11 protein-coding genes, 1 pseudogene and 1 riboswitch are annotated in these 12,575 nt (G+C 76.3%); of the genes and pseudogenes, 3 read left to right on the forward strand and 9 right to left on the reverse strand.

Going from position 1 to position 12,575, the window contains the following annotated elements; translation table 11 throughout:
* A pseudogene (locus KVT14_RS16250) lies at window positions 1–762 on the reverse strand (hypothetical protein); the annotation flags it as partial.
* A gap of 352 nt (window positions 763–1,114) precedes the next feature.
* Here KVT14_RS16250 and KVT14_RS16255 point away from each other — a divergent pair.
* The gene (locus tag KVT14_RS16255) at window positions 1,115–1,591 is read left to right on the forward strand and encodes an Lrp/AsnC family transcriptional regulator (RefSeq protein WP_217616617.1); all 477 of its coding nucleotides are present in this window, start codon (window positions 1,115–1,117) and stop codon (window positions 1,589–1,591) included.
* Between the two features lie 53 nt (window positions 1,592–1,644).
* Here KVT14_RS16255 and KVT14_RS16260 read toward each other — a convergent pair whose 3' ends face one another.
* The 4 genes from KVT14_RS16260 to KVT14_RS16275 form a co-directional block, all read right to left on the reverse strand.
* On the reverse strand, window positions 1,645–2,616 hold the full coding sequence (locus tag KVT14_RS16260; protein ID WP_217616637.1) for a universal stress protein: 972 nt from the start codon (window positions 2,614–2,616) through the stop codon (window positions 1,645–1,647).
* Between the two features lie 127 nt (window positions 2,617–2,743).
* Window positions 2,744–3,244: an HNH endonuclease gene (locus KVT14_RS16265; protein ID WP_368858784.1), complete on the reverse strand. Its 501-nt coding sequence runs from the start codon at window positions 3,242–3,244 to the stop codon at window positions 2,744–2,746.
* Between the two features lie 228 nt (window positions 3,245–3,472).
* Window positions 3,473–4,264 (reverse strand): C40 family peptidase, encoded by a 792-nt coding sequence (locus KVT14_RS16270; protein WP_217616618.1) that lies wholly within the window; start codon window positions 4,262–4,264, stop codon window positions 3,473–3,475.
* A gap of 2 nt (window positions 4,265–4,266) precedes the next feature.
* Window positions 4,267–4,435, reverse strand: a riboswitch (cyclic di-AMP (ydaO/yuaA leader).
* 224 nt (window positions 4,436–4,659) lie between these two features.
* Entirely contained in the window at window positions 4,660–5,358 is a 699-nt protein-coding gene (locus KVT14_RS16275; RefSeq protein ID WP_217616619.1) for a metal-dependent transcriptional regulator, read from the reverse strand.
* A gap of 88 nt (window positions 5,359–5,446) precedes the next feature.
* Here KVT14_RS16275 and serC point away from each other — a divergent pair, with 88 nt between their 5' ends.
* On the forward strand, window positions 5,447–6,586 hold the full coding sequence (gene serC / locus KVT14_RS16280) for a phosphoserine transaminase (protein WP_308161125.1): 1,140 nt from the start codon (window positions 5,447–5,449) through the stop codon (window positions 6,584–6,586).
* Window positions 6,587–6,637: 51 nt separating this feature from the next.
* On the opposite strand, the gene KVT14_RS16285 is transcribed toward serC, so the two are convergent.
* From KVT14_RS16285 to KVT14_RS16300, 4 genes are all read right to left on the reverse strand, one after another.
* A complete protein-coding gene (locus KVT14_RS16285; RefSeq protein ID WP_217616620.1) occupies window positions 6,638–7,390 on the reverse strand; it encodes an LPXTG cell wall anchor domain-containing protein in 753 nt (250 codons plus the stop codon).
* A gap of 404 nt (window positions 7,391–7,794) precedes the next feature.
* A complete protein-coding gene (locus KVT14_RS16290) occupies window positions 7,795–9,576 on the reverse strand; it encodes a DUF4012 domain-containing protein (protein ID WP_217616621.1) in 1,782 nt (593 codons plus the stop codon).
* A gap of 84 nt (window positions 9,577–9,660) precedes the next feature.
* Window positions 9,661–10,983: an MFS transporter gene (locus KVT14_RS16295; RefSeq protein WP_217616622.1), complete on the reverse strand. Its 1,323-nt coding sequence runs from the start codon at window positions 10,981–10,983 to the stop codon at window positions 9,661–9,663.
* 10 nt (window positions 10,984–10,993) lie between these two features.
* Window positions 10,994–11,422 (reverse strand): MarR family winged helix-turn-helix transcriptional regulator, encoded by a 429-nt coding sequence (locus tag KVT14_RS16300; RefSeq protein WP_217616623.1) that lies wholly within the window; start codon window positions 11,420–11,422, stop codon window positions 10,994–10,996.
* 208 nt (window positions 11,423–11,630) lie between these two features.
* Between KVT14_RS16300 and KVT14_RS23500 the strand changes: the two genes are divergently transcribed.
* Window positions 11,631–12,545, forward strand: coding sequence for an endonuclease domain-containing protein (locus tag KVT14_RS23500; protein WP_217616624.1), 915 nt, complete (start codon window positions 11,631–11,633; stop codon window positions 12,543–12,545).
* Window positions 12,546–12,575: the final 30 nt, after the last annotated feature.

A 12,575-nucleotide genomic window follows, 5' to 3' on the forward strand; every position in this document is an offset into this window, starting at 1 on the left:
GCCGGTGCCGGTGCCCTCGGCGGCCCGCTGCGCGGCGTCGGCGGCGGTCCGCAGGGCGGCGAGGGCGGGGTCGCCGGCGTGCGGGGACGCGTCGGCCACGGTGCGCGCCGCGGTCACGACGGCGCCCGCGCCCCGCACCGCGTCCGCCACGAGCGCGTCGTACCGGGCGGTCGCCTGCGCGGCGCGGGCGTCGGCGAAGAACGCCTCGTCCGCGAGCTGAGCCGCGTACTCGACCGCCACGCGCTCCCGGGCGTGCGCCCAGGCCGTGGCACGGGCGTCGGCGCGCAGCTGCACGACCACGCCGGCGGCGACCCCGCCGACCAGGGCGAGGCAGAGCGCGGTGACGGCGACCGCGCGGCCGCGGCCGGTGCGGGGGCGGGCACGGCGGGGCGTCCGGGTCGCGGGGCGTCCGGGCGCGCCGAGCGCGAAGGGCGCACGGGCGGCAGGGATCTCGGCGGGAGGGGCGTCGAGGACGGGGACCGCCGGAGCGGGCGGGGCGTCGAGGACGGCGGTCGCAGCCGTCGCAGACGGCGCGTCGGGCAGGCCGACCGCGGGCGCCGTCGGGGCGTCGAGCACCGCGGTCGCCGCGCGCGCAGTCGCGTCCGCGGTCGCCGCCGCGCGCGTGCGCTGCGTCGGGATCGTCCCGGGTGCGGCCTCACGACGCGGCGGGTCCTCGTCGCGCGGGCGCGGCTCCGTGGCGGGGCGGGCCGGCGGCGTCGTCGTGGTGCTCGGCGTCGTGGGGTCCGGGCGTCTGCCGGTCACCGGCATGACTGGTCCTTCCTCGGTGCGGTCGCTGGGCCCCCTGTCCCCGCTCCCATCGACCTGCCGCGGAAAGCGCTGAACGCCCGACCTGGGCGTTCACCCCCGCCTCGTCGTGAACCCGCAGGTCAGCCGATCCGGGTCGCTCGCACGGGTGAACCGGCCACCCGGGTGGCGGTCACCCGCCTGCCGCCACGCTCATCCGCGCCTGGGCCCGTCCGCGACGGTCGCGGCTCCGAAGCCGGGCCCTCGCCGGCCCCGCGACGCGGCCCCGCGACGCGGCCCCGCGACGCGGCTCCGCGACCCGGGCCGGCGCGTGCCCGCCGAGGTGCTCCCCGTGCGCGAGGATGGGCCCGTGACCCCCACCCGTCCCGGCGACCTCGACCCCATCGACGAGGCGATCCTCCGCGAGCTGGCCGTCGACGCCCGGGCGTCGTACGCCGACATCGGGCACGTGGTCGCGCTGTCCGCGCCCGCGGTGAAGCGCCGCGTCGACCGGCTGCGCGAGCGCGGCGTGGTGCGCGGGTTCACGGTGCTGCTCGACCCGGCCGCGCTCGGCTGGGAGACGGAGGCGTTCATCGAGCTGTTCTGCCACGGCTCGACCAGCCCCGCGACGATGCGGGCGGGCGTCGAGCGCTACCCCGAGGTCGTCGCGGCGAGCACCGTCACCGGCGACGTCGACCTCGTGGTCCAGGTGCGCGCGCGGGACATGCGGCACCTGGAGCAGGTGGTCGAGCGCCTCGCGGCCGAGCCGTTCGTCGCGCGGACGCGGTCGACCATCGTCCTGTCGGCGCTCGTCCGCCGCCCGGACGTCCCCCCGCCCCCGGCCTGACCCGGCCTGGGCGCCCGACGGCAGCCGACCCCGCGCGCGACCGGCCCCACGCCTCAGCCCGCGGCCTGCTCCGCCGAGCCGCCGCCCGCCGCGGCCAGCCGCTCCTGGCACCGGTTGGTCACGACCATCACCGGGCACGCGGCGTGGTGCAGCACCGCCTGGCTGGTGGACCCGAGCAGCAGCCCGGCGAACCCGCCGCGGCCGCGCGACCCGACGACGATGAGGTCGGTGGCCGTGGAGAACTCGGTCAGCAGCTCGGCGCCGGTGCCGTCGAGGACGACCCGCTTGACGGTCGTCCCGGGCCGGTCGGCCAGCGCGCGGTCCACGACGACGTTCAGCCCCTCGGTGACGTCGGCCAGCACCTGGGTCTGGTCGATCGTCGCCGGCAGCCACGCCATGACCCCGGAGCCGCTGCCGACGGGCACGCCGGCGACCGCGGTGAGCTCGGCGCCCCACGCCTCGGCCTCGTCGATCGCGTGCCGCAGGGCGAGGTCGGCCTGCGGGCTGCCGTCGACGCCGACGATCATCCGGCGCACCGGCCGCACGACCGGGGTCGACTCGTCGGCCGGGACGACCCCGCCGCGGCGCTGGTCCCGCAGCGGGACCACCACGGTCGGGCAGTAGGCGTGCGCGGGCAGCGTGGACGACACGGTGCCGAGCAGCCGGTCCGCGAACCCGCCCTTGCCCCGGGTGCCGACGACGGCGAGCGACGCGTCCCGGGACATCTCGACGAGCACGGCCGCCGCGTCGCCGGTCGCGACGGTCGTGACCACCTCGAGCCCCGGCGCCTCCGCGCGCTGCCGCGCCTCGGACAGCACGGCGCGCGCGCCCTGCTGGATGGCGGTGTCGTCCAGGGCGGCGTACCCGCCGTCCAGCGACGCCGCCGTGAACGACGGCAGCGTGTAAGAGCACACGACGTGCAGCGTCCGGCCCCGCGTCCGGGCCTCCGCCGCGGCCCAGTCCAGGGCGTGCATGCTCGCCGCCGACCCGTCCACGCCGACCAGGATCTCCGCGTCCCGCTTCATCGCCACGACCTCCTCCGGTGCACATCCCAGTGTGCCCCCGATCATGCCTGTTCCGCACTCGCCGTGGGGTCCGGCGTGGCGTGGACTTGACGGAGGCTTGGGGCGAGGGGGCGGGCGGCGAGGCGCGTCAGGCGGCCAGGTAGGGCGACCAGGCCGGCTCGTCGACCGCCGCCCCGTGCAGGAACGCCGTCGCGCCCCGGGGGGCGGACGGCGTCCAGGCGAGCTCCCAGCCGATCTCATGCAGCAGGTGGTCGGCCTTGCGGTGGTTGCACCGGCGGCAGGCCGCGACGACGTTGCCCCACTCGTGCCGCCCGCCGCGGGAGCGCGGGTGCACGTGGTCGACCGTGTCGGCGTGCGCACCGCAGTACGCGCACCGGTGGTCGTCGCGCTGCAGCACCGTCCGGCGGGTCGGCGGCAGGGGGCGGCGCATCGGCACGTGCACGTACCGGGTCAGCGACAGGACGACCGGCAGGGGCACCGCGACGTGCTCGGAGTGCAGCACGCGGCCGTCGGACTCGAGCACGGTGGCCTTGCCGGACATCACGAGCGTCACGGCGCGGGGCAGGCCGACGACGCACAGGGGCTCGAGGCTGGCGTTCAGGAGCAGCGTCCTGGGTGGGGCGGGCAGCAGCAGCACGGCGTCACTCCTGGGTCCTCGGGGACCCGCCTGGCTGGCGGGCCCGCTGGGGGAGGCAAGCAAGAGCAGGGTACGCGCACCTGGCCGGAGTGACCCCATCGTTTGTGCCGCACGTCACGTCACGGGCCGTCGGGCGCGGGCTCCCGGCCCCCGGGGACGACGCGACCCCCACGGCCGCTCGGGCCGTGGGGGTCGGGTCGGGAGATGCTGCGGAGCGTGTCAGCCGATGCGGATGAACGTCGGGTTGCTCTGCCAGATGCTGCGGAACTGGATCGTCTTGCCCGGGCGGGGCGAGTCGATCTGCTGGTCGCCGCCGGCGTAGATCGAGATGTGGCCGGGGCTCCAGATCAGGTCGCCGGGCTGGGCCTCGGACGCGGAGATCACGGTGCCGGCCGCCTTGATCGCGGACGACGTGCGCGGCAGGGAGATGCCGAGCTGCGCGTAGACGTAGGACACGAAGCCCGAGCAGTCGAAGCCGGCCGGGGTGGTGCCGCCGGAGACGTACGGGACGCCCACGTAGCGGGCGGCGACCTCGAGCACGGCGTTGCCGGCGACCGACTGCGGGACCGCGGCGGCGGCGACCTCGGCCGTCGCGGTGGCGGTCTCGGCGGTGGCGGCGCGCTGCGCGGAGCGGGAGGTGGTGGTGGTGCGCACCGGCTCCGGCTCGGGCTCGGGCTCCGGGACGACGGCCGTGACGGCCGGGGTCTCGAACGACCACGCGGCGTCCGCGGGGGCCGTGACGACCGGCGCGGTCTCGAGGACCGTCTTCGCCGAGGCCGTCAGGGCGGCGGTGTCGACCGACGGCAGCGCGGCCTGGTCGCCGGAGGCGGTCGCGGCGTTGGCGGCCGGGACGGCGACCGCGGAGACCATGAGCCCCGTGGTGGCCGCGACGACGGCGGTGCGGCGACCGGCCAGGGCGAGGGTGCCCGTGGCGGCGGTGGCGAGATCGGTCAGGGGGGTGACGGGGCGACGCGCGGAACGGTGTCGAGCGCGCACAGCACTAGCGGTCACGTACAGCCTCTCCTGGCGCCTACGAGGTGAGCTGTCGGGTTCGGGTCGGAGATACCCGGCCGCGATCCGCTCCCGGTCACCCGGTCGCGTCACGCGGCTTCACCCCAAGGACACCGTCTCCGGTGCCCGCATGTGGTTCCCCCGCCCCTGCCGGCGAAGTGTGTACGGAACCTCGGGCGGCGGCAGGGCTCGGCGTACCGTCCAAGGGCTCGAGCGGAGGAGGGTTCCGACGAGCAGGACCGAAGGTACCCGACCCCCGAGCCGATTGTCACGTTCCGGTCACGGACTGTTTCCCGGCCCCGGGAGAACGCTCACATCGCCCAGCAGGTCACCGACGCGCGAGGGCCCCGCGGGTGGCGTGCGCCACAGCCCGCGGGGCCCTCTCCGGACGTCGGTCAGGAGGTGCGGAGGAAGACGTGCCGCGCGACCTCCTGCGGCAGGTCCAGCACGGTCTCCGCGCCCGGGGCGCCGACCGTCACGGTGTTGCCGTTCTTCTCCACCGCGATCTCGTTCCCAGGCCGGACGCCGGCCTGGGACAGCCGCGCGAGCAGCTCGACGTCGGTCTGGATCGGCTCGCCCAGCCGCGCCACGACGCCCTTGGTCGCGCCGCCGGCCTCGACCGCCACCGTGACCACCGGGGTCACGCCGTCGAGGAAGCCGACCGGGGTGCGCTCCTCGCCGATCTCGTCGAGCCCGGGGATCGGGTTGCCGTACGGGTCGAAGTGCGGGTGGTCGAGCAGCCCGGCCAGGCGCCGCTCGACGCGCTCGCTCATGACGTGCTCCCAGCGGCACGCCTCCTCGTGCACGTACTCCCAGTCGAGCCCGATGACGTCGGTCAGCAGGCGCTCGGCCAGGCGGTGCTTGCGCATCACGCGCATGGCCTTGCTCTGGCCGGTCTCGGTCAGCTCGAGGTGCCGGTCGCCGGACACGACCAGGAGCCCGTCGCGCTCCATCCGGGCGACGGTCTGCGACACCGTGGGGCCGCTGTGCCCGAGGCGCTCGGCGATGCGGGCGCGCAGCGGGGTGATGCCCTCCTCGGTGAGCTCGTAGATCGTCTTCAGATACATCTCGGTCGTGTCGATCAGGTCACTCACGCCGGTGCCCTCCTGTCGTGCGCGGACGTCCGTCCACAGGCTAGTCGGCTCCGGCCCCGCGCGGACGCGCCTGGGTATCGTGCGGCTCGTGACCGCGACCACGCCGCCCGCCGTGACCATCCCGGACCACCTGCTGCCCGCCGACGGTCGGTTCGGCTCCGGCCCCGCGAAGGTGCGCGACGCGCAGGTGCGCGCGCTGGCCGCCGCCGGGCGCACCCTGCTCGGCACGTCGCACCGCCAGCCGCCGGTGAAGCACCTCGTCGGCCGGGTGCGCGCCGGGCTCGGCGAGCTGTTCTCGCTGCCGGACGGCTACGAGGTCGCGCTCGGCAACGGCGGGTCGACGGCCTTCTGGGACCTCGCGACGCTCTGCCTGGTCGAGAGCCGGTCCGCGCACGCGGTGTTCGGGGAGTTCGGCTCGAAGTTCGCCGCCGCCGCGGCGCGGGCGCCGTTCCTCGACGAGCCGGTGCTGACGTCGGTCGCCCCCGGGACGTCGGCGGTCCCGGCCCTCGCCGACGGCGTGGACGCGTACGCCTGGCCGCACAACGAGACGTCGACCGGCGCCGTGGCCCCGGTCCGCCGGGTGCCGGGCTCGGCCGACCAGGGCGCCCTGGTGCTCGTCGACGCCACCTCGGGCGCCGGCGGGCTCGCCGTGGACGTGTCGCAGACGGACGCGTACTACTTCGCGCCGCAGAAGTCGTTCGCCTCCGACGGCGGCCTGTGGCTCGCGGTGCTGTCCCCCGCCGCGGTCGAGCGCGCCGCCCGCGTCGAGTCCTCGGGCCGCTGGGTGCCGGAGTTCCTGTCGCTCACGACGGCGGTGCAGAACTCGCGCTCGGACCAGACGCTCAACACCCCGGCGATCGCGACGCTCGTGCTGCTGGCCGAGCAGGTCGACTGGATGCTCGCGAACGGCGGCCTGGCCTGGTGCGCCGAGCGGACCGCGACCTCCGCCGGCCACCTGTACGGCTGGGCCGAGGCCCGCGACTGGGCGTCGCCGTTCGTCGCCGACCCGGAGCAGCGCTCGCCCGTCGTCGGCACCATCGACCTCGCCCCCGAGATCGAGGCGCCGACCGTCGCGAAGATCCTCCGCGCACACGGGGTCGTCGACGTCGAGCCGTACCGGAAGCTCGGGCGGAACCAGCTCCGGGTCGCGATGTTCCCGGCCGTCGAGCCGGACGACGTGCTCGCGCTCACGGCCTGCCTCGACCACGTGGTCGACCGCCTCGTCTGACCCGGGCGCGGCGGAGGACGCCGGGGCCGGCCCCGGCGTCCCCCGCCCCCGTCAGCCCTCGTGGTGCCGGCGACGCACCGGGATCGCGACCAGCACCCCGCCGACCAGCAGGAGCAGGCCCGCCGCGAGCAGCAGCGGCGTCGCGTCCGCGCCGGTGACCGCGAGCACCGCCGAGGCCGCCTGCACGTCCTCGGGCGCGGCGAGCACGTCCGACGTGACGACCACGCCCGCGACCTGCGACTGCGGCGGGTTCGCGCACACCGCGGAGGCCGGCGGGTACGAGACCACCGTCGAGGCGCTCGGGTTGACCTCGAAGGTCACCTCGATCTGCGGCCGGGTGTAGTCGTACGCGTCGTGCTCGGTCCACGACCCGTCCGGCAGCTGCGTCCAGCCCGGCCAGTCGACGACCACGCCGTCCACGACGACGGTCCCCGGCCAGTACACCTGCCCGCTGAGCGGCAGCCCGGACTGCACCAGGTCCTCGCCGCCGGGGTTGTGCCAGGTGATCGTCACGGTCGTGCTCGACGTGCCGACGGGCTCGACCGCGTAGGACAGCGCGGGCGCCGACGCGAGGCACACCGCCTCCGCGCGGGCGATGCCGAGCTCGCACCGGGTGGGCGGGGCGTAGCCGTCGGCGGGGACGTCGGTCGGGTTCTCGCAGTCGCCGATCGTCACCGCGGGGGCCGGGGCCGCCGGGGCCGTGACGGCGGGGGCCGTGGGCGCCGCGAGCGCCGGGGCGACCGGGCCGAGGACGGCGGCGGCCGCCGCGACCAGGCCGATCAGGATGCGTCGCCGGTGTGCCATGTGCTCCCCCAAGGACCGGGCGCCCGGCGTCGTTGCCGGACTCGGGTCCGATTCGTACAAATCGGACATTTCGGTCATGGTAGGCACGCGTTCGGCGGGGGCGCGCGCCCGCCGAGGGGTGGAAGTTCCGCGTCATCACGCGGATGTCGCCGGGTCAGGGGCGGCTCGACGCACCGACGGGCGGCCTGACCTGCGCGGGGGCCTGCGCGGCGGGGCCGCGGGGTGCCGCAGGGGCGGCGACGGGGCGGCGGGTGAAATCACGCCGACGGGCGACAGCGCGCGACGGGCACGGCGCGGCGCGGCACGACTCGGGCGCAACCACAGGTGCGACGCGGCGCCGCGCGCACCGCGGACCGACGGCAGGCCGTCCGCGGTGCGACGCGAACCCCACGGTCCCGAGCGCGTCAGCCGGCCGGGCACTCCCCCGTCACCACGCCCGGCCCGGTGAGCGTCGGCGTCGTCCACACCGTCAGCGCCCCGCCCGGCGCGGGGACGCGCACGCTGTACGTCTCCGCGGACCCGGGCGCGAGCCGGGACGTCAGCACCGCCACGTCCCGCCGCGCGGTCGACGCCTGCTGCCCGCCGACCACGACCCCGTCGCGGGACACGGGCCCCACCCGGCCGTCGCGCGGCGACCAGAACGACACGTTGGTCGCCAGCCAGCCCGCGGGCACGCCCGACCGGCCGTCGCCCAGCACCTGCGCCGGGTAACCCGCCACGTCCGCCGGCGGCCGGTAGTCGAGCGCGAGGTCCACCCGGGCCGTCGGCTCGGCGGTGCCGCAGCCCTCGATCGTCACCGTGACCGTCGTCGTGAGGTCGTAGTCGAGCTTGCCGGCGGTGGCGTCGTCGAGGAACACCCCGAGCGCCCCGCCGACACGCCCCGTGGGCGTCGCGGCGTCGCCGGTGAGGAACGCGCCGCCGAGCGGGGTGCGCGCGAGGACGGCCTGGTCCGCGGGGTCGGCGGTCCACAGCGCCACCCGGCGCTCGTCCACCGCGTCGAGCAGGGTCTGACCCGCCACCCGCGCGGTCGCCGGGTCGGCGGTCGCGTCGCGCAGCACGGCGAACGCCGCCGTCGCCACCTGCGCGTAGAACGCGTCGCCCCACCGCGGGTCGCCGTACTCCAGGTACGCGTCGCGCAGCAGCGCCTGCAGCAGGGTGTCCCCGCCCAGGTCCTCGCCGTCGGCCTGCACCGTGCGCCCGGTCGCGGACAGCAGGTCGGCCACCACGACCGGGTCGGTCGCGATGACGCCGTCGACCGCCTGGCCCGTCGACTGCTGCCAGAACGCGGCCGCGAGCGCCGCGGCCCGCGGGAAGTCGGGGACGAGCACGGAGTCCTGCACCCAGCGCCCCGGCCGGTCGCCGTACAGCGCGGCCTCGGGGTCGGCCAGCGGCAGCGCGGGCGCCGCGAGCTCCGGCAGGTCGACCGTGCTGCGCTGGCCGACCAGCCCGACCGCGCCGTCCGCGACCTGGAGCACGGCCACCGCGCCGACGATGCCGCCCTGCGCCCGCAGCTCCGCCGGGTTGAGCGACAGCAGCAGGTAGGTGCGCGGGCCGTCCGCGCCGAGCAGGTCGGGCAGCACGGCGGCGACCTCACCGACGGCCTGCAACGACCCGGCCGCCCCGTCGAGCGCGGCCTGCAGCTGCGTGACCGGGCCCGCGACGGGGCCGACGAGCCGGTCGGGGTCGAGCGTCGCGAGATCCGCGCGCAGCGTGTCGACCACCGTCGCGGCCCGCGCGGCGGCCGGGGCGGCGGTGGCGACCGGGGCCAGGTCGACCCAGCCGGCGGGCACGGCCCCAGCGGGCTGCGCGCCCGAGTCGACCACAGCGCCGAGGGCCGTCAGCAGGTCGGGCGCGGCGTCGTGGGCGAGCCGGTCGGCGGCGGTCGCCACGACGGCCACGGCCCGGAGGTCGTCGCCGAGGAGCGGGAGGTGCTCGGCGAGCCGCCACACGGGGTCGTCCACCGCGTCGGCCGCGCGGGCGGCGGCGTCCTGCGCCCCCGGCAGCCGGGCCTCGAGCGCCGGGACGTCCAGCGCGTCGGCCTCCCCGCGGGCGCCGTCCGCCGAGGCCTGCAGGTCCCGCAGGGCCGTGCCCGCCTGGTAGACCCGGAACGCCAGCCAGCCGCCGAGCAGGAGCGCGCCCGCGAGCAGCGTCGCCACCGCGAGGAGCACCCGTCGTCGGACTGCCATCCGTCGATCGTCACATATCGGACAAATCGGGCAAGGGTTCGAGCGCGGGTTCACCCGCTCGGGACGGGGTGGAGCGGCGGGCCGCTACAGCGCCGCGTCCGCCGCCTCGCGCGCCGCGACCTGGTCGACCCCGCGCCGCGGGGCCGGGACCTCCGGGTGCAGCACCTCGAGGTGCGGGCGGCTGAGCAGCCGGTACCGCACCTGCACCTGCCAGCGCTTCCGCGCCCACAGCGCGGCCGCGACCGACACCAGCAGCGCCGTGATGGAGCCGATGCCGATCGACCACCGCGGGCCGAAGTGCTCCCCGATCCAGCCGACGATCGGCGACCCGATGGGCGTCGCCCCGAGCATGACGATCATGTAGAGCGACATCACCCGGCCGCGCACCACCGGGTCGGTCGACATCTGGATGGTCGTGTTCGCGGCCGTCATCATCGTCAACGAGGCCAGGCCGACCGGGATGCACGCCACCGCGTAGGACACGTAGGTCGGCATGAGCGCCTGGACGCCCGTCGCGACCCCGAACGCGAACGCGGCGCCGATCACCAGCCGCACCCGGGGGCGCTCGCGCCGGGCCGCCAGCAGCGCGCCAGCCAGCGAGCCGATCGCCAGCACCGAGCCGAGGATCCCGTACTCCCCCGCGCCCTTGCCGAACTCCGCCCGGGCCATGAGCGCGCTGGTCATCTGGAAGTTCAGGCCGAACGTCGAGACGACGCCGATGACCGCCATGATCACGAGGATGTCGCTGCGCCCCCGGACGTACCGCACGCCCTCGCGGATCTGCCCCTTCGCGCGCGGGGCGACCGGCATGGTGTGCAGCTCGCCGGTCCGCATCAGCGTGAGCGCCAGGATCGTCGCCGCGAACGACACCCCGTTGATGACGAACACCCAGCCGGTGCCGACCGCCGCGATCGCGAGACCCGCGACGCCCGGGCCGATCAGGCGGGCGGCGTTGAACGACGTGCTGTTGAGGCCGACCGCGTTCGACAGCCGGTTCGCGGGGACCAGCTCCGCCACGAACGTCTGCCGCACGGGCTGGTCGAGCGCCGCGACCGCCCCGAGCGCCAGCGCGAACAGGTAGACGTGCCACAGCTGCGCGTGCCCGGACAGCACGAGCGCACCCAGCCCGAACGCGAGCACGCCCTGGGCGCCCTGCGTGATCATCAGCAGCTTGCGGCGGTTGACCCGGTCGGCGAGCACGCCGGCCCACGCGGACAGCAGCAGCGTCGGGGCGAACTGCAGGGCCGTCGTGATGCCGACCGCGAGGCCGGAGTCGTCGGACAGGTCGGTCAGGACGAGCCAGTCCTGGGCGACGCGCTGCATCCAGGTGCCGACGTTCGCGACGAGCGCGCCGGCGAACCACAGCCGGTAGTTGAAGTAGCGGAGCGACGCGAACGTCGAGTTCATGCGGGCGGCCTCATCCTGCCGCGATCCGGCGCAGCAGCACGGCGGCCTGCGCGAGGGTCCGGCGTTCGTCGTCGGTCAGGGTGTCGAGCTGGGCGGCGAGCCACGCGTCGCGGCGGCGGCGGGTCTCGCGGACCTCGGCCTCCCCCGGCGCGGTCAGGCTCACGACGACCTGGCGCCCGTCGGTCGGGTGCTCGGACTTCTGGACGAACCCGAGCTCCACCAGCGCGTTCACGGTGCGGGTCATGGAGGGCGGCTGCACGTGCTCGGCGTCGGCGAGCGCGCCCGGCGAGAGCGGCCCCTCCCGGAGCAGGATCGCGAGCACGTTGAACTGCGGGTCGGGCAGGTCGGCGCCGCCGCGCCGCGAGCGGATCCGCCGCGTCGACTTGGCGAGCGCGACCCGCAGCTCACCCGCGAGCTCCCCGGGACTGTCGCTGGTCATAACAGTTACCCTACGTCATTACCTTCGCTAACAAAACCCGCGCTGCGCCGTATCTCGCCGAGTCTGCGAGTTCGGCCTCTTCGCGGCCCGCGGAGCACAGGCCTGGAGCGGAGACTCGGCACAGGCCTCGTCGCGTCTGACGCGGGTTGTCCACAGGGTCGGTCGGGCAGAGGTGCGGGCCGCGTCGCTGCGCGGACAGGGTGAGCAGGTGCCTCGACGACCACCCGTGCTCCCGGACGACCTGGCCCGCGGTCCGTTCACCGTGCGTGCTGCCGAAGAGGGCGGACTCTCCCGCTCCGACCTGCGACGGCTCGGGCTGAGATCGCCGACGCCTGGCGTCCGCGCCGCCACCGCCGCTCCGGCGCCGGACGACCTCGTCGCGCGGTGCCGAGACCTCGCCCCGGCGCTGCCGGACGGCGCGGTGTTCTGCCACGCGACCGCTCTCGCGCTGCACGGCGCGGACCTCCCTTTCGGAGTCCCGGCGCGCGGGTTGCACGTCCAGGTCGGCCCGGAGCGGTCGTGGCCCCGTCGTCGTGGGATCGTCCCCCATCAGCGGTCGAGCGCCGAGGTCCCGACGGTCGTGCTGCCGAACGGTCTCCGGGTGATGCCCCCCGAGCTCGCGTGGGTCCAGCTGGCAGCGGCCGTCCCTCCCCGCGAGCTCGTCGTCGCCGCCGATGCGCTGCTGCGTCGCCGCGCAGCGATCAGCAGCACGACCGCGCTCGCCGAGACCGTGACGCACCTGCCGCCGGGGACGCGCGGCATCCGCCTGCTCCGCGACGCCCTCGACCGGGTACGACCGGGTACCGACTCGTGCATGGAGACACGCCTGCGCTGGGAGATCGTCGACGCGGGGCTGCCCTGCCCCCTCGTCAACGACCTGGTGCGGTCCCCGGACGGCTACGTCGTCGCCATGCCCGACCTGGCCTACCGCGAGCAGCGCGTGGCGGTGGAGTACGACGGCGACGTGCACCGGACCGACAAGGCGACCTGGCGCCGGGACATCACCCGCCGGCAGGAGCTCGAGTCGCTGGGCTGGCGCGTGATCACCTGCACCGCCGACGACGTCCTCCGCCACCCCGAGCGCGCGGTCGGGTGGGTCCGCCGTGCGCTCGCCGCACGCTGATCCCGCCGAGTCTCCGACGACGGACTGTGG

This window comes from Cellulomonas sp. GbtcB1, assembly GCF_019091725.1.
In the GTDB taxonomy this organism is placed as follows: Bacteria; Actinomycetota; Actinomycetes; order Actinomycetales; family Cellulomonadaceae; genus Cellulomonas.